Raw genomic sequence first — 25,223 nt, 5'->3', positions numbered from 1 at the left:
CGCACTTGTGATGGAGATCACGAAGACGATGCCTGCAAACTGCCAAGGAACTCTTTAGTCTCGCCAGAGCGATAGCGGTTCGCTGGCGCAGGCCAAGTATGCGCTCAACCATCGGCGATGTGGCCGCGGTACTGCGGCAGATCGTCCGTGATCTCATGCCAGGGCGCCTTGGAGCCGACGAAAATATGGGCGCTCGGCCGGATCGAGGGGGCGCCAACCAGGGTTCCCATGGCGACATGGACCCATTTTCCCTCGCGCACCCGGGAATAAAGCAGCGAGCCGCAGCGGGCGCAGTGCGCGTCGTGGGTTGTGTCGTCGCCATAGACGAGGCGCTGGTCCTCGCCACGGACGATGCGGAGCTTGTCCTGCACGATCCCGGCGAACGGCTTGAAGGCGGAGCCGGTGGTGCGGCGGCAGTTCGAACAGTGGCAGTTCAGCGCGTAAGAGAACGCGTCCGCGACCTCATAGCGCACGGCACGGCAATAGCATTCGCCGGTGAGGATACGAGCGTTCGAATTTTCTGATCCGGTCATTCCAGCGTCCTCGCGCAATTGGCGCAGACACCCATAGCGCATTTTGATGTGTAGGACTAAGTTCGCCCCGAGCCATCATTCAAAGGGATGACCCATGAGCCAGAACCGTTCGAGCGTCGAAGCCGTCGTGCAATCCTATTTCGACGGACTTTACGAGGGCGATGCCGAAAAACTCGGCGCGATTTTCCATCCCTCCGCCGATTTGCGCTGGGTCGAGAAGGGCGAGCTTCAGGTGCTGACCGTGCCCGACTGGCTCGATCGCGTCCGCAAGCGCCCTTCCGGCAAGGCCGAAGGCAAGCCGCGCGAGGATTTCATCGTCACCATCGACCGCTCGGACGACAAGACCGCCTTCATCAAGGTGAGGTGCCAACTGCCGCCGCGCTTTTTCACGGATTATCTGGTGGCGATGAAGCTCGCCGACGGCTGGCAGATCGTGTCGAAGTCGTACCGGTATGACCTGAGGGAGTGAGGGCCCCCTCGCACTGCCCGAAATCCGGCGCACTCGCCCCGCATTCTCCGTCATTGCGAGCGCAGCGAAGCAATCCAGTCTGTCTCCGCGGAAAGATTCTGGATTGCTTCGCTGCGCTCGCAATGACGATGTCTGAAAGTCCCTTATGCCGCTCGACCGCCGTTCCCTGCTCGCCTCGCTCGCCTGGATGGCCGCCTCCCCCGCGCTCGCCGCGGAGGCGCCACCCGAGCTCGAATCCTACGAGCGCGAAACCGGCGGGCGGATCGGGGTCTATGCCGAGAACCTCGCGACAGGCGCGAAGCTCGCATGGCGCGCCGACGAGCGCTTCGTCATGTGCTCGACATTCAAGGCTTCGCTCGCGGCCTGCGTGCTGGCGCGGGCCGATCGCGGCGAGGAGCAGCTTGCGGCCATGATCCCCTACGGCAAAGCCGACCTGCTCGACTACGCGCCGGTCGCCAAACAAAATCTCGCCGCCGGCACGATGTCGGTCGCCGAGATGTGCAAGGCCATCGTCGAGCTCAGCGACAACACCTGCGCCAACCTGCTCTTGGCGCGGATCGGCGGCCCCGCCGCGCTCACGGCCTTCTGGCGATCGCTCGGCGACACCACCTCGCGGCTCGACCACAACGAGCCCGAGCTCAACCGCTCACCGCCCGGCGATCCCCGGGACACCACGACGCCAGCGGCGATGGCCGGCAATCTGAAGCGGCTGGTGGTGGGCGAAGCACTGTCGCCGGCCTCGCGGACCCAGCTCACCGAATGGATGGTGGGCTGCAAGACCGGCGCCAACCGGCTGCGCGCCGGCCTGCCGGCAGGCTGGAAGATCGGCGACAAGACCGGCAACAACGGCAAGGATGCGTCGGGCGACATCGCGGTCGCCTGGCCCAAGCTCGACAACAAGGCGGATGTACCAATCCTGATCGCGGCCTATACCCAGGGTGGCACGCCCAACGCCGCGCAGATCGAAGCCGCGTTCGCGCGCGTCGGACGCATGGTGGCCGAACGGCTGGCGTGAGCCGCGACGCATTGACCTTTTAGCCGCTTCCGGGCCAAGACAGGCCATGATCGCAGCGAAATTTCAGACCTTTCTCATCCTGCTCACGGTGCTGGCCGGCACCGCGCTGGTCGCCCGCCGCTTCAACATCGCGCCCGCCATTCTCCTGATGCTGTCCGGCGTCGGCCTCGCTTTCGTGCCGGGTATGCCGCCGGTGGAACTGCCGCCGGAACTGGTGCTGCTGATGGTGCTGCCGCCGCTGATCTACTCGGCGAGCGTCGCGATGAGCTGGCGCGAGTTCAGGAACAATTTGCGGCCGATCGTGCTGCTTGCGGTCGGCGCGGTGATCTTCACCGCGGCGCTGGTGGCTGCGGCCACGCATTATGTGATCGGCCTGCCCTGGACCATCGGCTTCCTGCTTGGGGCCATCGTCGCGCCGCCCGACGTGGTGGCGCCGCTCGCGATCGCGCGACGCCTGAACATACCGCGCCGACTCCTGGTCATCCTCGAGGGCGAGGGACTCGCGAACGACGCGACCGCCCTGATCCTCTACCGCTTCGCGCTTGCGGCCATCATGGTCGGCCATTTCTCACTGCCGCTGGCGGCCGGCGAGTTTGTCCTCATCGTCGCCAGCGAGATCGCCTTTGGCATCGGCATCGGCTGGCTCTCCCTTCGCTTCCGCAAATGGTCCAGGGATCCGCAGGTCGAGCTGACGCTGTCGCTGATCACACCCTACGTGTCCTACTGGCTGCCCGAGCATCTCGGCGGCTCCGGCGTGATCGCGACCGTGGCCTGCGGACTCTATGTGAGCTGGAACGGGCCGCTGCTGATCTCGGCGTCGACGCGCCTGCAAGGCATCTTCTTCTGGGACCTCATCATCTACCTGATCGAGGGCCTGCTGTTCCTGCTCACCGGCTTCCAGATGCGGGCGCTCTACGAGAAGTCGAAGGCGTTTCCGCTCGACGATATCATGATCGCGACCGCCGTCGTTTTGACGGTCATCGTCATTGCACGCTTCGTCTGGCTGTATCCTGCGATCTATCTGCCGCGGATATTGAGCAAGAGCCTACGCAAGCGCGACCCATCGCCGCCATGGCAATGGCCGTTCGTGCTCGCCTTCACCGGCGTGCGCGGCGCGGTGTCGCTGGCGGCCGCGCTGGCGCTGCCGTTCGCGTTGCCGGGCGGCGAGGCCTTCCCGTATCGCGACCTGATCCTGTTCGTCGCCTTCGGCGTCATCTTCGTGACGCTGATCGGCGTCGGCCTGACGCTTCCGCCGGTGGTGCGCTGGCTCGGTGTCGCCGAGGCCGGCCGCAACGAGCATGTCGCCGAGCACGAGGCCGAGATCGCGGCACGCCGCCAGGCGCTCGAGGCGGCGCTGAAGTCGCTCGACGCAATGACCGAGGAAAAGGATGTATCGGACGAGGTGATGCGGCTCCTGCGCGCGCGTCACGAGATTCGTGTCAACCAGCTTCCGGATTCCCTCGATCCCAACCATCACGACGTCTCCGCCGCCGGCACCGCCCTGACCCGCGACCTGATCGTGGCCGAGCGAAAGTTCATCCACGACCTCCTGCGCGACGGCCAGATCACCGACGAGACGCGGCGCCGGATCGAGCGCGACCTGGACCTGGAAGAGGCAAGCCTGGCGAACAGGGAGTATCGGGGGGTGCCGCTGTAGCCTTTTCGTCATTGCGAGCGAAGCGAAGCAATCCAGACTGCTGCCGTCAAAAGACTCCGGATTGCTTCGCTTCGCTCGCAATGACGGCAGCACCAACTATCGCATCTTGCAAAATTCCCCGACCCCCGCCGCGACGGCGCCCGCAATCATCTCCTGCCGCTCTGACGAGTTCATCTCCATCTCCTCGTCGCGGTTGATGATCGAGCCGGCCTCGAGCAGCACTGCCGCGCTTCTCGTTCGCGACAGCACGACGAGCCCGTCATAGCGGTAGACGCCGACATCCTTGTCGAGCAGTTGGCGCCGGTAGCGGCCCATCACCGGCAGGGTGTATTGGCTGGCATAGTGCAGCCCCTGCTCCTTCAACCGTCTGCCGATCATCCGGGCCAGCTTCAGGCTGCTGGCGAAGTGCGGATTGCGCTCGGACACGAACAGCGAGTGACCCGAGAAGCGGTCGCTGAAATAGCTCTTTGCGCCGTCGAACTCCCAGGTCTCGAGCAGCTTGTCCGGCACTGAGTCGTGATGGATCGACAGCAAGAGATCGGCCCGGCCGTCATTCGCGGCACCGACGCGCTTGAACAGGCTCGGCCGCGCTTTGCCGTCCGTGACGAGCAGCCGGGTTGCGGTAAAGCCCTCGGATTTGAGTTTTGCCGTGACCAGCCTTGCGAGCCGGAAGTTGAAGCCGAACTCCGGATCATTGCGCGCGCTCAACGCGCCGTAGGAGTCCGGGGTGTGCCCGACGTCAACGACGATCCGGAATTTCGGCATCTCACATTTGGCTGGTGCGGGCGCAGGCTTAGGTCTGGCTTTCGCAACCTTGCGGGCCGGGGCAGCCCGGCCCGCGTCGATCGACGGAAGCAACAGTGCGACCAGCGACACGAGGAGAATTGTGACGATGCCCCGTCCTAACGACAAGTCCTACTCCGCTGCCGCGATCAGATCGGGCATAGCGTCCGCCGGGCCCGAGCCGGACTCGGTCAGCAACTTGTTGTCCTCTGCGCGGAGCATACCGGATCCTCCCGATTTGTTTTTCGGGAAGATTGGCGCGGACGCGGGAAGACGTCAACGCAAGAACGGCTTCGTGAAGTGGGTTGGCGCAGCGTAATCGCCGCCTTTGCCGCAGGCCGAAGGGGGCAAATCTTCTCCTATCCGCCCCCCGTCGCAATTACCTGACGGTGACGGCGACCGTGTATACCTTGCCATTATCCGGGTCGGTGGGGTCCGCCGTCACGCGCCGATACGTGAAGGAGTCTTCACCGACGTACCCCTTCTTGGATTGGTACACCACGCTGGTCAGCCTCACGGTCTTGGCCTCTCCGTTTCTCAATTTGCGCTGCCCGGTGCTCACTCGCGTCGTCACGGCGCCGCTCTTCGGCGGAGACACGACTTCAATGCTGACGGGCCAGACCTTGCCACTGGCGTCGACGCGCCAGTGGCCTCCGCATTTGCAGATTTCCTTTGCTTCGCCCGATTTCACGACGAGCGACGTGTTCCCCCCGCCCGCATGGGCGCCGCAGAGGATTCCGAAGAACAGGACGAGCCCCGCGGTGATTTTGATCAAGAGGGCCGTCGGCAAGCGTACCGGGTAGGTTGTCATTCCATAAGTCTCCAATGAAAAAATCTTAGAGTTATTGTATGGGATCGTTCCGGCTGGCGAGGCCGCTGCACTCGTGCCCGGCTATCTCAAGGTTCTCGCGACTCGAAATCCAACGTTGCTCACGCGTCCTTCGGACTGCACGCCGTAACGGCTCCCCGCTTCGACTGCATCCGCCTTGCTAACCCAGGAGCCTCCCCTGAGGACGCGCTGCTCGCATCGGCCTTTCAGCCAAGGACTCCCGTCCACAGGCGCGCCCTCATACGTGTCGTTGACGCAATCCTCGACCCATTCCCAGATATTGCCGTGCACCTGATAGAGGCCCCACGGATTCGGCTGGAAGGAATCGACGGGAGCCGTCTTTTGCCCGGAGGCACCCTTTGCATTCTTGTCCTGGCTGGCCTTGTCATCGTAGTTGGCCTGCCCCCGAGACACCGAGGCTCCCCACCAGAACGATGACGTCGTTCCCGCTCGCGTCACATATTCCCGCTCGGCTTCGCTCAGGAGGCGGTACGTCTTGCCGGTGCGGGCCGACAACCAGGCTGCATAGCTCTTGGCATCCGACCAGGAAATGTTGATCGCCGGTCGTCTCCCGCGGCCCCAACCGTTGTCCCAGGGCTTGTACCCATTGCATCCCCCATCGGCGACGCAGGCGTCCCATTCCGCAAACGTGACAGCGTAACGGCCAACCGCGAATGGATGGGCGAACGTCACCTTGTGGCGAGACGATTCCGTGGTGCGTTTCGATGCACTCTCCGACGCCCCCATCATGAACGCGCCCGGCGGGACCACGACCATCTCCGGACACTTTTCGCATTCCTTGAAGCTGGCCTTCTGCTTCAGAGCCGCCTCTTCCGAATCGGACAACACCTTGATGCCGATCGCAGTCAGTCCTTCGCGTTGCCGGGTCGTGTCTGGAGCCGGAAGCGTGGCGTTGGTGGAGGCCAGCTGCACCGCCTGTAACGCCTTGAGCCGTTCGCGCGCCTCCGCCGACCGCACGCTTTCGGGAAATTTGCTCAGAAACTCTTCGAACATCGCCGGCGAGCGCCCATCCTTGATCGCATTCCAGACGATCTCATCGGTCGCGGGCGGGGCCGGCGGCGGGGCCGCTGCCGCCGCGCGTTCCTTCCTCAGTTCGTCACGACGCGACAGCGCGGCAGAGACGTGCGAACTGCTGGAATATTTTGCGGAAAATTCCTCGAAAATCGAGGGGTCGCGCGACTCCTTGATCGCGTTCCAGACGATCTCATCGGCAGGCGGCGGTGGCGGTGCTTGAGCGGCGGCAATCTCCTTCGTCAGCTCATCCCTGCGCTGTCGTGCGTCCGCAACGTGCGGGCTCGACGCATATTTGCTCGCGAACTCGTCGAAGATCGCGGGATCGCGCGATCCCTTGATCGCGGCCCAGACGATATCCTCGGCGGCGGGAGGCGGCGGAGCTTGCGTGGCGGCGATCTGCTTTTTCAGTTCGTCCCTGCGCGTCAGGGCATCCGCCAGATGCGGGCTTGCCGGAAACTTGCTGGCGAAATCATCGAAAATGGCCGGATACGTCGAGCCTTTGATCGCATCCCAGACGACCTCATCGGCGGTCGGAGGTGGTGGAACGCGGGCAGCGGCGGCAGCGATCTGCTTTTTCAGCTCGTCACTGCGCGATTGCGCCTCGGTGCGATGCTTGCTGGCCGGAAACTTGCTGAGGAAGTCATCGAAGATGGCGGGGTAGTTCGAATCTTTGATCGCCGTCCAGACGATTTCGTCGGCGGTCGGCGGCGGGGGTATGCGCGCGGCAGCCGCAGCTTGCGCCTGCTTGAGCTCATCACGCCGTGATTCGGCCGCCTTCAGATGTGGCGTCGTCGGAAACTTCGCGATGAACTCCTCGAACACACCCGGAGAGGTCGAATCCTTCACTGCGTTCCAGACGATGTCATCCGTCGTTGGCGGTGGCGGCAGTTTCGGTGCATCGACGATCGAGATGACAGAGCCGCCCAATGATCCGTAGACGAACGGCTCCTGGTGACGATTGGTGACCTTCAGCACTTCGTCGCGAACTCGGCCGAATGCAATCCGCAAGTCCAAGCCGGGAGCAGCGATGTTGTGCAGCAGCGCGGCCGTGAAGGGACTGTTTTTGGTATCGCCGTCCAGCGCAACCGATCCGGCCTTGGCCGCGAAGGCAATCAGCGTATCGGATATCGCGGGCTCGACCTTCGCCAACCCGCGACCGATCGATCGGGACGCTATGGTTCGCTTCATGGTCTTCAAGAACGGGTTGTCCCGGCACGCATCCAGGATGACGAGGCGAAGCCGCCTGGTGGGCTCGATCGATTTCAGAATGCGATCGAGGGAAACGGCCTCATCCTCGATGTCGAAATCACGGGACAACTTCGCGTCGACGGGGATGACGTAGTTTGCACCGTCAACCTCGATGCCATGGCCGGCGAAATAGACGACGGCCACGTCGGCATCGCTTGCCATCTCGGCGAAATCGCTGATCGCGCGCCGCATGTCTGAAATTCCGAGATCACGGCGGTCGTCGACCTTGGAAAATCCTGCCGTTCTGAACAGGGAGGCAATCTCGGCGGCGTCATTCCGGGGATTCGGAAGGCTCGGGACATTCCGGTACGACGAATTGCCAATCACCAGAGCGACGCGCTTTTCGGCCAGCGCCTGACCCGCGAACCCGTAAAAAACGAGCGCAAGAATGGTAGCCGCCACCCAGCGCATAATCCCCCCCCAAATCGCCCTTTGCGAGTATATCGCTGGTTGTAGCCCCTGCAAGCAGCACCACGAGCCCACATCATTCGACGGGGGCAATACCAAGTCCGTGATTCAGGTCACTGAGCGATTGGCGACGGTGGCGACTTAAACCGGCCTTTCCCCCTTCACCGTCACGCGCGTGCCCGAGCGCGTGTGCGGCCAGTAGTCCCACATCGCGCGGTGCTGGGTGCAGCGGTTGTCCCAGAACGCGATGGCGTTCTCGGTCCAGCGGAAGCGGCACTGGAACAGCGGGTTCTCGGCGTGCTGGTAGAGATAGGCGAGCATCGCATCGCTCTCGTCGCGCGGGATGCCGTTGATGTGACGGGTGAAACCGCGGTTGACGTAGAGCGCCTTCCTGCCCGTGACCGGATGCGTGCGCACCACGGGATGCTCGGCGCTCGGATAGGACGGACGATCGGCGACGCCGTAATTGGCGTAAAGCCCGCGATAGATCGGCTCGCCGTCATGCAGCGCGGTCAGCCCGTCGAGATAGGCCTTCATCCGATCCGACAGCGCCTCATAGGCCGCGTACATGTTGGCGAACAGCGTGTCGCCACCGCGCGGCGGGCACTGCTTGATGTAGAGGATCGAACCCATCGGCGGCTCGAGATCGCAGGACACGTCCGAATGCCAGCCCTCGCCGTTCGCCCGCGGCGAGTTCTTGTCGGCGTAGATCTTCATCAGCGCGGGATCTTCGTCCTCGTGCGGCGCGGCGGGATGGACATGCAGCTCGCCGAACTTGCGGCCGAACGCGAGATGCTGTTTCGGCGTGATGTCTTGATCGCGGAAGAAGATGACGAGGTTTTCGGCGAGCGCGCGGTGGATCTCGTCCATCTGCCGGTTGGAGCGGGCATCGCCATCGACGAGGCTGCCGAGGTCGACGCCGAATATTTCCGCGCCGATGATGGGGGTGAGCTTTTCGACCGCGATGGTCTCGTAAGCCGCGCCGTCTTCGGCCGTATGGCGGTAGCGCGGACCTTGCTTGCCGGCGAGTGAGCTCATGGCGTGTCTCCCGATCGTTTTGATTGGGAGCCATCGTAGCGTGCGGTGACAGATACGCAATCTGCGCTCCAAACACAGCCGTCGCCCCGGGGCGCGCGTAGCGCGAGCCCGGGACCCATAACCACAGGATTGGGTTTGACGAAGTCTGGCAACTACCATCCAGCGCCATAACCACGGCTTGTGGTTATGGGTCCCCGCTTTCGCGGCGACGACGGCGGAGTGTGAGGTGCTAGCGGAGCAAAATCACTCCGCCGCGGTCACCGGGACCTTGGCGCCCTGGCCGTAGCGCTGCTCGATGTAGTCGATCACCAGCGCCTTGAAGTCGGCGGAGATCGTGGGCCCACGCAGCGTGCGGAACTTCTTGCCGTCGACGAAGACGGGCGCGGCCGGCGCTTCGCCGGTGCCCGGCAGCGAGATGCCGATATTGGCGTGCTTGGATTCGCCGGGGCCGTTGACGATGCAGCCCATCACCGCGACGTTGAGCTCTTCGACGCCGGGATATTTCGTCTTCCAGCTCGGCATCTCGTCGCGGATGAAATCCTGGATCGAGCGCGCCAGCTCCTGGAACGTGGTCGAGGTGGTGCGGCCGCAGCCGGGGCACGCCGCGACCAGCGGCACGAAGGTGCGGAAGCCCATGGTTTGCAGGAGCTCCTGGCCGACCTGCACCTCGCGGGTGCGGTCGCCGCCGGGCTCGGGCGTCAGCGAGATGCGGATGGTGTCGCCGATACCCTGCTGCAGCAGGATGCCGAGCGCGGCCGAGGACGCGACGATGCCCTTCGAGCCCATGCCGGCTTCGGTGAGGCCGAGATGGATCGCGTAGTCGGAACGGCTGGCGAGATCCTGATAGACCGCGATGAGATCCTGCACCGCCGACACCTTTGCGGACAGGATGATGCGATCCTTGGGCATGCCGAGCTCTTCGGCGCGCGCGGCCGAGAGCAGCGCCGACTGCACCATGGCCTCGCGCGTGACCGCGCGCACGTCGCGCGGATTGGCGGACGCGGCGTTCTCGTCCATCAGCTTGGTCAGCAGCTCCTGGTCGAGCGAGCCCCAATTGGCGCCGATGCGGACCGGCTTGCCGTTCTTGTTCGCGATCTCGATGATGTCGGCGAACTGGGTGTCGCGCTTGTCCTTGAAGCCGACATTGCCGGGATTGATGCGATATTTGGCGAGCGCCTCGGCGCAGGCCGGATAGGCCGCGAGCAGCTTGTGGCCGATATAGTGGAAGTCGCCGATCAGCGGCGTGGTGATGCCGCGCTTGGCGAGGCCATCGCGGATATGCGGAACGGCGGCAGCGGCCTCCTCACGGTCCACGGTGATGCGGACCATTTCGGAGCCGGCGCGCGCGAGCGCTGCGACCTGGGCGATGGTGCCGTCGATGTCGGCGGTGTCGGTGTTGGTCATCGACTGCACGACGATCGGCGCACCGCCGCCAACGGCGACGTCGCCGACCTTGACCTGGGTGGTCCGGTGCCGAGGCGCCGGGCCCGCGATGTCGGAATCAATGGGGTTTTCGAGCTTGTTCATGGGGTCCAAATATCAGGTTTTGGTGACGTTGAGCAATGCATCGCGCGGCGCCGCAGCCGTTGAGCTGGGACGGTTAACCAGAAAAAGCCCAGCAATTACAAGGATCGCAGCGGCCCCGAATGTCAGGCTCAAGGTGTCGTGCATAATGAAATAGCTACCCACCACGCCAAACAAAGGGGTGATGAAGGTAAAAGCCGACAATTTGCTGGCCGAATAGGTCTTCACCAGCGCGAACCAAAGCGTGAACGTGGTTCCGACCACCCAGATCGCCTGGAAGGCCATCAGGCCGAGCGACAGCGGCGACGGGGTCTGCGTGATGGTTTCCCCAAACAGCCAGGCGGCGGTGCCCAGGATCGGGATCGAGGTCGCGACCTGATAGCCGAGTGCCTTTTCCGGCGCCGCGAAGCGCAGCCTTGTGCCCTTGGCGACCAGCGTGGTCGCCGCCCACAACCCTGCGCCGGCCACGATCAGGAGGTCGCCGAGCAGGATGTGCGAATCCACATTGGGCTGCGGCACGCCGATCGCGAGCGCAACTCCGGCAAAGCTCACAGCCAGCCCCAGCCATTGGGTGCCGCCGAGCCGCTCGCCGAGCACCTGGTAGGACCCGAGCGCGACGAAGAACGGCGCCGTGTAGAGGAACACCACCGCGCGCGAGGCCGAGGTCAGGCGCAGGCCCTGGAAGATCAGCACGAACTCGACGCCGAACATCAGCCCGGCGATCAGGCCGGCCTTCCACGTGCCGTCGCGCTCGAAGAATTTGACGCCGCGCAAGCTGCCGACGATGAACAGCACCGGCAACGCACCCATCGAGCGGATCATCGCCTGGAGCATCGGCGGCACCTCCGGCAGCACCAGCTTCACTGCGATCTGATTGAAACCCCAGGTCAGGCACAGCATGAGCATCAGGGCGATGGCACCGGCACTGAGGGGGCGACCGGCGGACGGTATGGCTTGTGGTGAGGACATTTCTTCCCGAATACCGGCTTGCGCCGTTGTTGCTTTATGCAGCTTTCTGACAATGGGCGCAGATGCCCGTGATCTCCACCACGGACAGTTTGGGTGCGAAGCCTGAGCTGCGCGCCGCGGCATTGAGGTCCTTGGCGAAGGACGCCGACGGGATCTCGCCGACGAGGCCACAGCGCTCGCAGATCAGGAACGCCACCGCCGAGGTCGCGTCGTGGTCGTGAGCGGCGCAGGCGAGATAGGCGTTGCGGCTTTCGATGCGGTGCACGAGGCCGTTGGCCATCAGGAAATCGAGCGCACGGTAGACCGTGATCGGCGCCGGCCGCGGCATCGATTTGGCGAGTTCGTCGATCACCTCATAGGCGCCGAGCGGCCTATGGCTGGACAGCAGCGCCCCCAGCACCTGGCGGCGAATCGGCGTGAATTTCTGCGCGCGCGCCTTGCAAACCGTCTCGGCGTGCGCCAGCGCGTCCGCGGTGCAGCGGCCGTGATCGTGGTCAGGCGCAGGAAAGGCCGGCTTTGCGAGGGTCATGTGGCCTGCCTTCTAGCATTTCGACCGCGGAACCCAAAGCGCGACCGGGAATGCGCCTGTCAGCCATGCTCTTGCTGCGGGACAGCGTCCCGCTAATCCGCCACGAAATAATCATAAGCTTGCTTATTATAGTCAAGCTCATTGGAGACAACGTTATGACCCGCGGGTCCGTCGACCAGAACTTCCTGTTCACGCTCGGTGAACTCTACCGCCTCTTGCGGGTCTATGCCGACAAGGAGGCATCGCGCTTCGGCATCACCCGCGCTCAATGGGCGGTCCTGGCCAAGGTCGAGCGCAGCGAGGGCATGAAGCAGTCGGAACTCGCCGAGTTGCTGGAGATGCAGCCGATCACGCTGACGCGCCTGATCGACAAGCTCTGCGACAGCGACTGGATCGAGCGCCGCAGCGACGCCTCGGACCGCCGCGTCAAGCGTCTCTATCTCAAGAAGGCCGGCCGCGCGCTGCTCGGCAAGATGAGCGGCCTGAAATCGGAACTCACGGCGAACGCACTCGACGGCATCAGCCCGGCGGACGCCCACCGTCTCCTCACCCAACTCGAATCCATCAAAGAAAACGTGCGTAACGCGATCCAGACATCCGGCGCGGAACAAGCGCGTAAGGAGCAGCGCTATGGCTGATCAGGTCCTCAAGTTCCAGCCCGAGCAGAAGAGCGACAGCGGCAAGCCCACCAAGAAAGCCGGCACCGATCCGCGCCGCCGCCTGGTGGCGGGCCTGCGCCGCTATCGCCGCTTCCTGCTCCTGGTCGTGCTGCCGCTCGCCGTCGCCGGCGCCGGCATCACCTTCTATCTGCACGGCGGCCGCTATGTCGGCACCGACGATGCCTATGTCGGCGCGCAGAAGGTCCTGGTCACACCCGACATCTCCGGCAAGATCCAGAAGGTCGTCGTCAGGGAAGGCCAGCTCGTCAAGCAAGGCGACGAGCTGTTCGAGATCGATCCCGTGCCGTTCCGCCTCGCGGTGGACGAGGCCAGGGCGCAGCTGATGCAGGCGCAGTCGACCTATGACAACCTCCGCGCCAACATCAAGATCTACGGCGACATGCTCAACCTCGCGCAACAGGGCGTCGACCTGAAGCAGCGCGACGTCGAGCGCAAGCAGGCTCTGGTGAAGAACAGCTACGGCTCGCAGCTCGACCTCGACAACGCGGCGAACGCGCTGGTTACGTCGGGTTCGATCGCGCAATACGTCAAGCAGCAGATCTCGACGGCCAAGACGCAGCTGCTCGGCGACGCCGACCTGCCGCTGGAGAAATTCCCGCCTTACGCGCAGGCCAAGTCCAAGCTCGACAATGCCGAACGCAATCTCGACCACGCAGTGGTGCGGGCATCGATGAGCGGCGTTGCGACGCAGGTCGAGCAGATTCAGCTCGGCCGCTACGTCACCGCCGGCACGCCGGTGTTCTCCATCATCGACGTCGCCCACCCCTGGGTCGACGCCAATCCGAAGGAGAGCGACCTCACCTACGTCACCGAGGGACAGCCTGTGACGCTCGAGGTCGACGCGTTCCCGAACCACGTCTTCAAGGGCAAGATCGGTTCGCTTTCGCCGGGCACCGGCGCGCAATTCGCGATCCTGCCGCCGCAGAACGCCACCGGCAATTTCGTCAAGGTGGTGCAGCGCGTGCCGATCCGGATCTATTTCGACGAGACCGACAAATACGTGCGGAAGCTGAAGGCCGGCATGAGCGTCTACGCCACCATCGACACCGGCCACAAGCGCTCGCTTGCCGGCCTGTTCGGATTGTCGGCGACGGCGAACCAGGACAAGGACTGATCCGATGTCCGGCCCCAATGCCAGCCTGATGGTCCCCGGCCTGCGCCGGAACATGGTGACGATCTGCGCCATGACCGCGACCATCATGCAGGCGCTGGACACCACCATCGCCAACGTCGCCTTGCCCTACATGCAGGGCACGCTGTCGGCTTCGCAGGACCAGATCAACTGGGTTCTGACTTCCTACATTGTCGCCGCCGCGATCATGACGGCGCCGGTGGGCTGGATCGCCAACCGCTTCGGCCGCAAGCGCATCTTCATCATCTGCTCGGCCGGCTTCACCTTCGCGTCCGTGCTGTGCGGCCTGGCGCAGGACATCAACCAGATGGTGCTGTTCCGCCTACTGCAAGGCGTGTTCGGCGCGGCCCTGGTGCCGCTGTCGCAATCGGTCATGCTCGACTATTACACGCTCCAGGAACGCGCCAAGGCGATGTCGATCTGGGGCATGGGCGTGATGATGGGCCCGATCATGGGCCCCTCCCTCGGTGCCTGGCTGACCGAGACCTATTCCTGGCACTGGGTGTTCTTCGTCAACCTGCCGTTCGGCGTGATCACCGTGCTCGGGCTGATCATCTTCATGGACGAGACCAGGAAGGATATCAGCCTCAAATTCGACTGGTTCGGCTTTGCCGCGCTGGCGATCGCGATCGGCTCGCTTCAGCTCGCCCTGGACAGGGGCGAGCAATTGGGCTGGCTCGAATCCAATGAGATCATCGCGGAGTTCATCGTCTCGGCCGTCGCCTTCTATTTCTTCGTCGCGCACTCCTTCACGACCTCGACGCCGTTCATCCGCTTCGCGCTGTTCAAGGACCGCAATTTCGTCACCGGCTGCATGTTCATGATCGTGATGGGGCTCGTGTTGTTCTCGACCATGGCGCTGGCCTCGCCCTACATGCAGAACGTGATCGGCTATCCGATCATCACCGCCGGCCTGCTGCTGGCGAGCCGCGGCTTCGGCACCTTCTTCGCCATGATGCTGGTCGGCCGCATGATGCGCTATATCGAGGCGCGCACGCTGATCATCACCGGCCTGACGCTGACCGCGGGCTCGCTGTTCCAGATGACCGGGTGGACCGACCTGACCCAGGTGCCGGAGATCGTCACCGTCAGCGTCATCCAGGGCTTCGGCTTCGGCCTCGTCTTCGTGCCGCTCTCGACGGTGGCGTTCCTGACCTTGCCGAACGAGCTGCGAACCGACGGCACCGCGATGCTGACCCTGATGCGCAACGTCGCGAGCTCGGTCGGCATCTCCGTCGTCATCGCCGAGCTGACGCAGGGAACGCGGCGGACCTACGCGATCCTGTCCGAGTACATCAACCCGTTCAACCACGCGCTCCAGATGCCCAGCGTCAGCGGCATGATCAATCTCTCCACCGACGCCGGCCGCGCCATGGCCGACCGGATGGTCAGCGTGCAGGCGCAGATCATCGCGTTTGCGCACGACTATATGCTGGTGATGATCTTCATCCTCTGCACCATCCCGCTCGCCTTGCTGATCGGCTCGACCAAGGCCACGCTGCGCAAGCAGGCCGCCGGGCCGGAACATGCGGTGATGGAGTAGCCACAGGTGTCATGCCCCGGCTTGACCGGGGCATCCAGTACGCCGCAGCTTCTCCGAATTCCACGACCGTCTCTGGAATACTGGATCGCTCAAGCCGGGCGACGACAGCGAACAGGCGGCACGAGCTCCTACAACAACTCCTCGCAGCCCAGATCGTCCACCGCCATCATCACCCGCTCCAGATTGTTCCACCAGATCAACGGCGGGATGTTGATGCTCCACTGCCAGACCGGCTTGGTGATGTGCCACAGCACCGACAGACGATAGTCCTGATCGAGCGCGCCGCGCGTGTAACTGCTGACGCCGTTGGCCATCAGCGTCTCGTGGTAACGATTGAGCAGCGCCCGCTCGAGCGCCTGCCTGCGATCTGGATACCATTGCATCGCCATCATGTAGGCGAGGTCGGTGGTCGGCACGTTGATGCCCCAGAGGTCGAAATCGAAGATGCGCACGCCATCCGCGACGCCGGCTCGCGGAAGCAGAAAATTCCAGGTATGCGCGTCGCCGTGAGTGATCGTAGCGTGGCGGCGAGAGTGGTAACGCTGAGATAGCCGGGCCGACTGATCGATGAGGCGGCGGTAGAGGATGCGGCGCTCTTCGCTGAGGCGGTCGCCGAGCAGGTCGGCGAAGCGATCGTAATGGCCGGCGAAGGTCTCCATGTGGCTTGCGCTGTCCTCAGTGCTCGCCCAGGTGCCGGCAGTCTCGCCGAGACCGGGATGGTCCCACCACGCTGCATGCATGCGGGCCAGCGTGGTGACGATCGCCATCGCCTGCGCGCGCGAGGGCGGCAGCGGCCATTGCGTCGCGATCTCATGGCTGTCGGTGAGGTCCTCGAGCAGTAGATGCCAGGTCTGGCTCTCTTCGTCGAAATGACCGTCGAAACAGCGCGGTACGAGCCCCGGAGGCATCTGCGGCGCAAGCTTCGTGTAGAAGGCCACTTCGCGCCGCCCGCCATTTGCGAGCGTCTCCGCGAAGGCGGAATGCGCGGTCTTCAGGATCAGGGATTGCGGCGCACCCGCAGACTCCCCGACATAGCGCAAGCCGAGTCGCACGATGTGCGACGGGATTGTGTCACGCTCATGCAGCACCTTCACCTCGCGCACCGCGCCAGCGTCCAGCACGCCACCCCTGCGCAGCGCAGCCGTCAGTTGGGCGGGCTCAACGACCGCCGGCAGTTGTGGAGGTGTCATGACCACGATGCCCCTGTCCCGCGCCATACTGCACGATCACGCCCCCGCGCACCAGCCGCAGACCTCGCACCCGACTCAAGCCGCTTCGGTCGAGTCGCGCACGGTCCTCACCACGACCGACCGCAGCGATTCCAGGTTGGCCGCCATGCCCGCAATCGCCTGCCTCACCTCCGTGGCGCGCTCGTCCACCGAGGCGGCGTCGCGGCTGACATTGGCGATCTTGGCCGAGACCTCCTTCGCAGCGGATGCCGATTCGGAAATCGACCGCGCGATCTCCCGCGTTGCGGAGTCCTGCTCTTCCATCGCCGCCGCGACCGAGGTCGCGACTCCGTCGATCTCGACGATGTGGCCTCCCATCGTCTCGACGGCATCGACCGCGGCCTGGGTCGAGGCCTGGACCTCGGCGATCAGGCGCCCGATCTCTTCGGTGGATTTGGCGGTCTGGTCGGACAGCGATTTCACTTCGGCCGCAACCACCGCAAAGCCGCGGCCGGCCTCGCCGGCCCGCGCGGCCTCGATCGTGGCATTGAGCGCCAGGAGGTTGGTCTGGCCGGCGATGCCGCCAATGAGGTCGGAGACCTCCGCAATCTTCTTCACCGCGCCCGCCAGCGCCTGGATGGTCGAACGCGCCTGCTCGCGGCCCGCGACCGCCGATTTCGTGACCGTGCTTGTCCGCGCCACCTGCGTTGCGATGTCCCGGATCGAGGCGCTCAGTTGTTCGGCGGCGGCCGAGACGGTCTGCGAGCTGCCCAGGGCCTGGGTGGACGCCGAGGCCACCGCCTGCGACTCCGCGGACAGCGACCGGGCGATCTCGGACAGGCTGGAGGCGGCCCGTTCGACGCCCTGGCTCGCCACGCTCGCGGAATCGACCGAGCGGCCGGTCTCGCGCTCGACGGTCTCGGCCATCTGGTGCAGGGCGCCACGCTTGGCCGTCGCGGCCTCCTGCTCCTTCCGCAACTGCTCCTCGCGCAGGCGCGAATTCTCGATCGCCCCCTGCTTGAACACCTGGAGCGCACCCGCCATCGAGCCGACCTCGTCCTGGCGGTGCGCGAAGGGGATGTCGGCGGCGAGATCGCCGGTCGCGAGCTTCTGCATCGTGTCCGTCATGCGCACGATCGGGCGCACCACGCCAAGCGCGACGCCGAGCAGGCCTGCGGCAATGAAGGCCAGGACGGCTGCGGAGACGCCGAGGAGAATGTAGAGGATAGAGCTGTCGCGCTCGGCGGCCAGCTTCTCCATGTCCGCATTCTGCTTGTTGGCGCTCTCGACGATGCTGTCGATGACGGCGCGGTGCGCGGTATAGGCATCCTTGAGCTGCGCATAGGCACGTTCGGCGCCGGCCACGTCCTTGGCCTTGAGGGCCGGCAGGAACTGGTCGGACAGAAGCTTCCAGAACTTCTGCACCTCGGCGTCGGATTTCGACACCAGTGCCGTCTTCAGATCGGTGGAGAGGCTGGAGGTGATCCAGAATGCCTTGCGCTCGTCGTAATCCTTGCGGAGCTGGACCAGGCGTTCGCCATGGGCCGCCAGTTGGTCCGGCTCGCGCATGGCGAGCGTGGCCTCGAGATAGGCTTCGATCACATATTCGGGCGGCGGCAGGATGTCCGCGATGAGGTCGTTGCCGAGCTTGATGTCGGAATAAAGCGGACCGCCGACCTTGAGCTCGCGCAGGGCGTAAAGGCTGGTCGAGACGACGGCCGTAAAGCCGATGGCGAGAACAATGCCGAATGCAATGACTGCAGAAGAAAGCGAGAGACGAATTTTCATGGAACAATCCAATGGCGCAGGTCGAAATCCGAACGGACCCTAAACAACTGCGGTAAACACGGGATTGCTGCGCGCGGAAATTGTATCCCGCGGGCACCGGAAAATTACGGAAACAGGACGTCAATCGGTCGGTTTTGAGTCAGCGAGACCGACTCGGGGCACGAACAGAAACGTCTCAGGCCCGATGCAACGCAGCAACCATCTCGGTTGCGCTGGATGAGAAACGCGTGGCGGCTGTCGATATCGCCGCCACGCGTTGCTGCCTCACATGTCGAAGAAGACCGTCTCGTCGTCGCCCTGAAGCCGCAGGTCGAGCCGATAGACCGCCTTCCCCGCCTCGCGCGCCGCGATCAGCGTCGCGCGGCGATCGGCCGGCACCAGTCCCAGCACGGGATCGGCGGCATTGCCGGCCTCGTCGCTGAAATAGATGCGGGTGTAGAGATGCCGCAGCATGCCGCGGCCGAACACCGCAAGCACGATGTGCGGCGCCTGTGGCTTGCCGTCGGGATCGGGCACCGCGCCCGGCTTGATGGTGTCGAAGGAATAATTGCCGTCCTTGTCGGTGCCGCAGCGGGCAAAGCCGCGGAAGCTCGCATTCGGCAATGCGCGCTTGTCCTGCGGGTCGGCGAAGCGGCCCTGCGCATCCGCCTGCCAGATCTCCAGCATGACGTCGGGCACCACGACGCCGTCGCCGTCGAACACGCGGCCTTCGATGCGGAGGCGATCCCCGGTGACGTCGGGCGTCAGCGTCGAATTGGTGAACGCGTCGTTCCAGGCGTATTCGCCGGTCGGTGTCAGGCCGTATTTGAAGAACGGACCGACGGTCTGCGATGGGGTAATACCGTTGTCCTGCACTTAAGTGTTCTCCATTGGCGTGGCGTTCTTGCCGCGCAGCACGATGTCAAAGCGGTAGCACAGCGCCCATTCGGGCTGGGTGTTCTCAAGGTCGAAAGACGACACCATCCGCGCCCGCGCCTTCTCGTCCGGCACCGAATTGAAGATCGGGTCGAACGGGAATAGCGGGTCGTTCGGGAAATACATCTGCGTCACGAGGCGCGTGACGAAGGAATGGCCGAACACCGACAGATGGATATGCGCGGGACGCCAGGCGTTGTGGTGATTGCCCCAGGGATAGGCGCCAGGCTTGATGGTGACGAAACGGTAGTAGCCGGCGGCATCGCTCACGGTGCGGCCCGCGCCGGTGAAGTTCGGATCGAGCGGCGCCGGGTGCTGGTCGCGGACATGGACGTAGCGGCCGCAGGAATTGGCCTGCCAGATCTCGACCAGCGAGTTCGGCACGCCGCGGCCGTCCTCGTCGCGCACATGGCCATGCACGATGATGCGCTCGCCGATCGGCTCGCCTTTGTGCTGGGTGGTGAGATCGGCATCGCCTTCGCGCACGGTCTCGTGGCCGTAGACCGGGCCGGTCAATTCCGACAGCGTGTGGCGCATCGGGATCAAGGGCTTGTTCGGCGCGCGCTTGATCGAGCTCTTGTATTCGGGCGACAGCGGCAGCGGATGCGCCTTGTTGCTATCGACGGGATAGATGAATGTCATTGGCGAACTCCTCCCCGGCCATTTTGCTCCGGCCGGTCAACGCTTCCCCGATCATTATAGAACATAACTAATCTAGGGAAGCGGGTTTGGCAGGCGTCCTGCGCCCGGCAGGACCGCCCTATTTGATCGGCGGACGTGGCAGCACGGCCTCACCGGCCTCCAGCCGGTAGGTGTGGTCGAGCGAATACCAGGGGATCGGGACGTCTCGTGCAGTCGGATGCGGCGTGTCGTGGCGCTGGAACCTGCCGATCAGTGCCTGCGTCACCCCGAACTGCACGTCGCTGTCGATATGCGGGTCGGCGGGGTCGTAGACCTGCGAGATCAGCACCTTGAATCCGGGCTTGAAGATCAGCGCATGCAGATGCGCGGGCCGATAGGGATGCCGGCTCTGCGCCACGAGCAGGCTGCCGACCACGCCATTGGTCGGGATGGGGTAGCCGACCATCATCACCGAGCGGAAGGCGAAGCGTCCGTCCTGGTCGGTCGTGAACTTGCCACGCAGGTTCATGTCGGCCTGATCAGGGTCCTGGTTCTCGTAGAGACCGACCGGCGAGGCGTGCCAGACATCAACCTCCGCACCGGCGACGGGACGGCCGTCCCTGTCGACGACGCGGGCGCTGACGAACAGCGGCGCGCCGGGCGTCTCCGAGCGGACGATCGAGCCACCATTCTCGACCCGCGGCGAGTTCAGCCGCCAGAACGGGCCGAGCAGCGACTGGTCGGTTTCGGTATTGCCCTGATCGCCGTTGTTGAGCAGGCAGACCAGCGGCGAGACGCCGAGCGAGCCCGCCATCAGCACGACTTCGTTGTGCGTGTCGGTCGTGAGCTTGCCGAGCTCGGCCACGATCGCGGTCGCGTCCCGGAACTCCTTCTCGGTCAGGCGGACATCGCGGACGAAGCCGTGCAGATGCTTGACCAGGGAGACCATGATCTGGCGCAGCCGCGGATCGGACGTCCGCTCCATCACCGCCAGTGCAGCGGCCGTGACGTCCTGCTCGCGCTCGATGATCATGGGACGGTCCCTGAAGCGACCTGCGTAACTCCAACACTGTCATTCCGGGATGGTCCGAAGGACCAGACCCGGAATCTCGAGATCCCGGGTTCGGTGCAAGTGCACCGCCCCGGGATGACGGGCCACTTGGTGGCCCGTCAGTTCAGATTCTCGATCGCAACGGCAACACCCTGGCCGACGCCGACGCACATGGTGGCGAGCGCGAGCTTGCCGCCGCGCTTTTCCATGCCGTGGACGGCGGTGAGCGCGAGGCGCGCGCCGCTCATGCCGAGGGGATGGCCGAGCGCGATGGCGCCGCCATGCGGATTGACGAAATCGGCATCGTCGGCAACGCCGAGCTGACGCATGCAGGCGATGCCCTGCGAGGCGAAGGCTTCGTTCAGCTCGATCAGGTCGAAATCGCTGATCTTCTTGCCGAGGCGCTCCATCAGCTTGCGGGTCGCCGGCACCGGGCCGATGCCCATGATGCGCGGCGGCACGCCGGCCGAGGCGAGGCCGAGGATGCGGGCGCGCGGGGTGAGGCCATGCTTCTTCACGGCGGCTTCAGAGGCCAGGATCATCGCGGCCGCGCCGTCATTGACGCCGGAGGCGTTGCCGGCGGTCACGGTGCCGGGATTGCGCACGATCGGCTTCAGTTTTGCGAGGGCTTCCAGCGTCGTCTCCGGGCGCGGATGCTCGTCCTTGTCGACCGTAATCGGGCCGGCCTTGCCGCCGGGGATGGTGATCGGCGTGATTTCCTCGGCGAAATAACCCGCCGCGATCGCCGCGCCCGCGCGCTGCTGCGAGCGGATCGCGAAGGCGTCCTGGTCGGCGCGCGAGACCTGGAATTCCTCGGCTACGTTCTCACCGGTCTCCGGCATGGCGTCGACGCCATACTGCGCCTTGAGCAGCGGGTTGATGAAACGCCAGCCGATAGTGGTGTCAAAAATCTCGGCAGAGCGCGAGAATGCTTCCTGGGCCTTGCCCATCACGAAGGGCGCGCGGGTCATGGATTCGACGCCGCCGGCGATCGCAAGCTCGATCTCGCCGGACCGGATGGCGCGGCCGGCCGCACCGACCGCGTCGAGGCCGGAGGCACAGAGCCGGTTCAGGGTCTGGCCGGGAACCGAATCCGGCAGGCCGGCAAGCAGCAGGGCCATGCGCGCGACGTTGCGGTTGTCCTCGCCGGCCTGGTTGGCGCAACCGAAGAAAACTTCGTCGACCTGTGCCCAATCGAGATTGGGATGCTTGGCCATCAGCGCCTTGATCGGGGCGGCCGCGAGGTCGTCGGCGCGCACCTTGGCGAGCGAGCCGCCGAAACGGCCGATCGGGGTCCGCACGGCATCGCAGATAAAGACGTCACGCATCGTTGTTCTCCCTGAATGCCGCGGTCCGGCCCAAATTCTTCAATGTCCGCGGAGTTTTAGGAGGGCGCCCGCGGCAGGTCAATTGACGGTTTCTTGCGTGTTCCGGAGGGCGAGCACGCCGCTAGCGCATGCCGCGGTGCGGACAACGTGGAAAACCCGCCCCATCCGGCCAAAGCGATAGGAGCACGGGGCGAAATTTTGTAGGTTGCGCCGCCCATGACAATGCAACAGCCCATCCCCGCGCCAGAACCCGAATCCACGCCCGCACCGCCGGCGGAAGCTGCCGCGCGTGTCACGCCGATGATGGAACAATATCTGGAGATCAAGGCGGCGCATCAGGGACTGCTTCTGTTTTACCGGATGGGCGACTTCTACGAGCTGTTCTTCGAGGACGCCGAGATCGCCTCGAAGACGCTCGGCATCGTGCTGACCAAGCGCGGCAAGCATCAGGGCGCCGACATCCCGATGTGCGGCGTGCCGGTCGAGCGTTCCGAGGACTATCTGCATCGCCTGATCAGCGCCGGCCACCGGGTCGCGGTGTGCGAGCAGACCGAGGATCCCGCCGCCGCCAAAGCGCGCGGCAACAAGAGCGTGGTGCGCCGTGGCGTGGTGCGGCTGGTCACGCCGGGTACGCTGACCGAGGACACGCTGTTAGACGCGCGCGCCAACAATTATCTGCTGGCGATCGCGCGCGCCCGCGCCTCCGGTGGCGGCGACCGTTTTGGGCTTGCCTGGATCGACATCTCGACCGCCGAATTCACGGTGATGGAATGTTCGGGCGGTGAGCTCGCCGCGACGCTGGCGCGCATCAATCCGAACGAGGCGATCGTCACCGACGCGCTCTACAATGACAGCGAGCTCGGACAGACCTTGCGCGAGCTGTCGGCGGTGACGCCGCTGACCCGCGACGTCTTCGACGGCGCCACCGCGGAAAAACGCCTGTGCGATTATTTCGCCGTCGCGACCATGGACGGGCTCGCGCAGCTCACCCGGCTGGAAGCGACCGCCGCAGCCGCCGCCGTCACCTATGTCGACCGCACCCAGGTCGGCAAGCATCCGCCGCTGTCGCCGCCCGCGCGCGAGGCCTCGGGCGCGACCATGGCGATCGACCCCGCCACCCGCGCCAATCTCGAACTGACGCGAACGCTCGCGGGCGAACGCCGCGGCTCGCTGCTCGACGCCATCGACTGCACCGTGACCTCGGCCGGCTCGCGTTTACTCGCCCAGCGCCTGGCCGCGCCGCTGACGGACGCGCCCGCAATCGCGCGGCGGCTCGATGCCGTCAGCGCCTTCGTTGCGGACTCCGCTGCGCGTGAAGACATCCGCAGCATCCTGCGCGGCGCGCCCGACATGTCGCGGGCACTGGCCCGTCTTTCGGTCGGCCGCGGCGGACCGCGCGACCTCGCCGGCCTGCGCGACGGCATCATCGCCGCCGACCAGGTGCTGATGCGCCTCGGCGATCTCGACCAGCCGCCGCAGGAGATCGCGCTGGTGACGGCGGCCTTGCAGCGTCCGTCGCGCGAGCTCGCATCCGAATTTGCCAGCGCGCTGGACGAGCAGCTGCCGCTGATCAAGCGCGACGGCGGCTTCGTGCGTCAGGGCTACGAGCCCGCGCTTGACGAAACGCGAAACCTGCGCGATGCCTCGCGCCTCGTGGTGGCCTCGATGCAGGCGCGCTACGCCGATCATACCGGCGTGAAGGGCCTCAAGATCCGGCACAACAACGTGCTCGGCTATTTCGTCGAGGTCACCGCGCAGCACGGCGACAAGCTGATGTCGGCGCCGCTGAATGCGACCTTCATCCATCGCCAGACGCTGGCCGGACAGGTGCGCTTCACCACCTCGGAGCTCGGCGAGATCGAGGCCAAGATCGCCAATGCCGGCGACCGCGCGCTCGGACTCGAGCTCGAGATCTTCGAGCGGCTGTCCGCGAAGGCGCTTGATATCAGCGACGATCTGCGCGCCGCAGCCCACGCCTTTGCGCTGCTCGACGTCGCGACCTCGCTGGCCAAGCTCGCGGTCGACGACAATTATGTGCGGCCGGACGTGGATGACTCCCTCGGCTTTGCGATCGAGGCGGGCCGCCATCCCGTCGTGGAACAGGCGCTCAAGCGCAATGGCGAGCCGTTCATTGCCAATGCCTGCGATCTCTCGCCAACACCGGCGCAAAAATCCGGCCAGCTCTGGCTGCTGACCGGTCCCAACATGGCCGGTAAATCGACCTTCCTGCGCCAGAACGCGCTGATCGCGCTGCTGGCGCAGATCGGCAGCTTCGTGCCGGCGACGCGGGCGCGGATCGGCATCATCGACCGCCTGTTCTCGCGCGTCGGCGCCGCCGACGATCTCGCGCGCGGCCGCTCCACCTTCATGGTGGAGATGGTCGAGACCGCGGCGATCCTGAACCAGGCCGGCGAGCGCGCGCTCGTGATCCTCGACGAGATCGGCCGCGGCACCGCGACGTTCGACGGCCTCTCCATCGCCTGGGCCGCGATCGAGCATCTGCACGAGAGCAACCGCTGCCGCACGCTGTTCGCGACGCATTATCACGAGCTGACCGCGCTCTCGGCAAAACTGCCGCGCATGTTCAACGCGACGGTGCGGGTGAAGGAATGGCAGGGCAATGTCGTGTTCCTGCACGAGGTGCTGCCGGGCTCCGCCGACCGCTCCTACGGCATCCAGGTCGCCAAGCTCGCCGGCCTGCCGCCGGCCGTGATCACGCGCGCCAAATCGGTGCTGGCAAAACTCGAGGCGCAGGACCGCGGCCAGACCGCGCGGGCGCTGGCCGACGATCTGCCGCTGTTCGCCGTGCCCTCGCGGGCCGCCGCCGAAGCCGCGCCGCCGAGCGAGGCCGAACTGCTGATGGACGCGGTGAAGGCGCTGCACCCCGACGAGATGTCGCCGCGCGAGGCGCTGGATGCGCTCTATGCGTTGAAGGCCAAGCTGCCGAGGTAGCGCCAGC

At 65.0% G+C, this 25,223-nt stretch carries 21 protein-coding genes; 7 read left to right on the top strand and 14 right to left on the bottom strand.

Features of this window, described 5'->3' with window-relative positions:
- Positions 1–104 precede the first annotated feature (104 nt).
- Complete coding sequence (locus BJ6T_RS04665; RefSeq protein ID WP_014491136.1) at positions 105–533, bottom strand: GFA family protein; 429 nt, start codon at positions 531–533, stop codon at positions 105–107.
- A gap of 94 nt (positions 534–627) precedes the next feature.
- On the opposite strand from BJ6T_RS04665, the gene BJ6T_RS04660 reads away from it, so the two are divergent.
- The 3 genes from BJ6T_RS04660 to BJ6T_RS04650 all read left to right on the top strand — a co-directional run bounded on the left by BJ6T_RS04660 (position 628) and on the right by BJ6T_RS04650 (position 3,674).
- Positions 628–1,002, top strand: a complete 375-nt coding sequence (locus BJ6T_RS04660; RefSeq protein ID WP_007598116.1) for a nuclear transport factor 2 family protein — start codon at positions 628–630, stop codon at positions 1,000–1,002.
- Between the two features lie 145 nt (positions 1,003–1,147).
- Complete coding sequence (gene bla, locus BJ6T_RS04655; protein ID WP_014491135.1) at positions 1,148–2,017, top strand: class A beta-lactamase; 870 nt, start codon at positions 1,148–1,150, stop codon at positions 2,015–2,017.
- Between the two features lie 46 nt (positions 2,018–2,063).
- On the top strand, positions 2,064–3,674 hold the full coding sequence (locus tag BJ6T_RS04650) for a Na+/H+ antiporter (RefSeq protein ID WP_014491134.1): 1,611 nt from the start codon (positions 2,064–2,066) through the stop codon (positions 3,672–3,674).
- Between the two features lie 96 nt (positions 3,675–3,770).
- Here the strand turns inward: BJ6T_RS04650 and BJ6T_RS04645 are convergent, their stop codons facing one another.
- From BJ6T_RS04645 to BJ6T_RS04615, 7 genes are all read right to left on the bottom strand, one after another.
- Positions 3,771–4,586 carry an N-acetylmuramoyl-L-alanine amidase gene (locus BJ6T_RS04645; RefSeq protein ID WP_014491133.1) on the bottom strand — a complete coding sequence of 272 codons (816 nt, stop codon included), beginning with the start codon at positions 4,584–4,586 and terminating at the stop codon, positions 3,771–3,773.
- Between the two features lie 250 nt (positions 4,587–4,836).
- Complete coding sequence (locus BJ6T_RS04640) at positions 4,837–5,268, bottom strand: hypothetical protein (protein ID WP_014491131.1); 432 nt, start codon at positions 5,266–5,268, stop codon at positions 4,837–4,839.
- A gap of 81 nt (positions 5,269–5,349) precedes the next feature.
- On the bottom strand, positions 5,350–8,034 hold the full coding sequence (locus tag BJ6T_RS47915; RefSeq protein ID WP_141379232.1) for an SUMF1/EgtB/PvdO family nonheme iron enzyme: 2,685 nt from the start codon (positions 8,032–8,034) through the stop codon (positions 5,350–5,352).
- 84 nt (positions 8,035–8,118) lie between these two features.
- Entirely contained in the window at positions 8,119–9,015 is an 897-nt protein-coding gene (locus tag BJ6T_RS04630) for a TauD/TfdA dioxygenase family protein (protein ID WP_014491129.1), read from the bottom strand.
- Positions 9,016–9,258: 243 nt separating this feature from the next.
- On the bottom strand, positions 9,259–10,542 hold the full coding sequence (ispG, locus tag BJ6T_RS04625) for a flavodoxin-dependent (E)-4-hydroxy-3-methylbut-2-enyl-diphosphate synthase (RefSeq protein WP_014491128.1): 1,284 nt from the start codon (positions 10,540–10,542) through the stop codon (positions 9,259–9,261).
- 12 nt (positions 10,543–10,554) lie between these two features.
- Positions 10,555–11,508 carry a DMT family transporter gene (locus BJ6T_RS04620; RefSeq protein WP_028155292.1) on the bottom strand — a complete coding sequence of 318 codons (954 nt, stop codon included), beginning with the start codon at positions 11,506–11,508 and terminating at the stop codon, positions 10,555–10,557.
- 34 nt (positions 11,509–11,542) lie between these two features.
- Positions 11,543–12,037 (bottom strand): Fur family transcriptional regulator, encoded by a 495-nt coding sequence (locus BJ6T_RS04615; RefSeq protein ID WP_014491126.1) that lies wholly within the window; start codon positions 12,035–12,037, stop codon positions 11,543–11,545.
- 155 nt (positions 12,038–12,192) lie between these two features.
- On the opposite strand from BJ6T_RS04615, the gene BJ6T_RS04610 reads away from it, so the two are divergent.
- Genes BJ6T_RS04610 through BJ6T_RS04600 form a run of 3 tightly spaced genes read left to right on the top strand, consistent with a single transcriptional unit; the run spans position 12,193 to position 15,392 of the window.
- Complete coding sequence (locus BJ6T_RS04610) at positions 12,193–12,675, top strand: MarR family winged helix-turn-helix transcriptional regulator (RefSeq protein ID WP_014491125.1); 483 nt, start codon at positions 12,193–12,195, stop codon at positions 12,673–12,675.
- Positions 12,668–13,831, top strand: a complete 1,164-nt coding sequence (locus BJ6T_RS04605) for an HlyD family secretion protein (RefSeq protein WP_014491124.1) — start codon at positions 12,668–12,670, stop codon at positions 13,829–13,831. The genes BJ6T_RS04610 and BJ6T_RS04605 overlap by 8 nt, the downstream gene beginning before the upstream one ends.
- Positions 13,832–13,835: 4 nt before the next feature.
- Positions 13,836–15,392 (top strand): MDR family MFS transporter, encoded by a 1,557-nt coding sequence (locus BJ6T_RS04600; RefSeq protein WP_014491123.1) that lies wholly within the window; start codon positions 13,836–13,838, stop codon positions 15,390–15,392.
- 128 nt (positions 15,393–15,520) lie between these two features.
- Here the strand turns inward: BJ6T_RS04600 and BJ6T_RS04595 are convergent, their stop codons facing one another.
- The 6 genes from BJ6T_RS04595 to pcaF all read right to left on the bottom strand — a co-directional run bounded on the left by BJ6T_RS04595 (position 15,521) and on the right by pcaF (position 22,264).
- Positions 15,521–16,609: a phosphotransferase gene (locus BJ6T_RS04595; RefSeq protein ID WP_014491122.1), complete on the bottom strand. Its 1,089-nt coding sequence runs from the start codon at positions 16,607–16,609 to the stop codon at positions 15,521–15,523.
- 48 nt (positions 16,610–16,657) lie between these two features.
- On the bottom strand, positions 16,658–18,349 hold the full coding sequence (locus tag BJ6T_RS04590) for a methyl-accepting chemotaxis protein (protein WP_014491121.1): 1,692 nt from the start codon (positions 18,347–18,349) through the stop codon (positions 16,658–16,660).
- A 264-nt stretch (positions 18,350–18,613) separates the two neighbouring features.
- Positions 18,614–19,204, bottom strand: coding sequence for a protocatechuate 3,4-dioxygenase subunit alpha (gene pcaG, locus BJ6T_RS04585; protein WP_014491120.1), 591 nt, complete (start codon positions 19,202–19,204; stop codon positions 18,614–18,616).
- Positions 19,205–19,906: a protocatechuate 3,4-dioxygenase subunit beta gene (pcaH, locus tag BJ6T_RS04580; protein WP_014491119.1), complete on the bottom strand. Its 702-nt coding sequence runs from the start codon at positions 19,904–19,906 to the stop codon at positions 19,205–19,207. It lies immediately after the preceding gene.
- Positions 19,907–20,024: 118 nt separating this feature from the next.
- The gene (locus tag BJ6T_RS04575) at positions 20,025–20,918 is read right to left on the bottom strand and encodes a dioxygenase family protein (protein ID WP_014491118.1); all 894 of its coding nucleotides are present in this window, start codon (positions 20,916–20,918) and stop codon (positions 20,025–20,027) included.
- Between the two features lie 137 nt (positions 20,919–21,055).
- Positions 21,056–22,264, bottom strand: a complete 1,209-nt coding sequence (pcaF, locus tag BJ6T_RS04570; protein WP_014491117.1) for a 3-oxoadipyl-CoA thiolase — start codon at positions 22,262–22,264, stop codon at positions 21,056–21,058.
- A 216-nt stretch (positions 22,265–22,480) separates the two neighbouring features.
- Between pcaF and mutS the strand changes: the two genes are divergently transcribed.
- A complete protein-coding gene (gene mutS, locus BJ6T_RS04565) occupies positions 22,481–25,216 on the top strand; it encodes a DNA mismatch repair protein MutS (RefSeq protein ID WP_028170382.1) in 2,736 nt (911 codons plus the stop codon).
- The last annotated feature ends 7 nt before the right edge of the window (positions 25,217–25,223 follow it).

The organism is Bradyrhizobium japonicum USDA 6, from assembly GCF_000284375.1.
Taxonomy (GTDB): Bacteria; Pseudomonadota; Alphaproteobacteria; order Rhizobiales; family Xanthobacteraceae; genus Bradyrhizobium; species Bradyrhizobium japonicum.
This window is presented reverse-complemented; position numbering and strand designations above follow the sequence as displayed.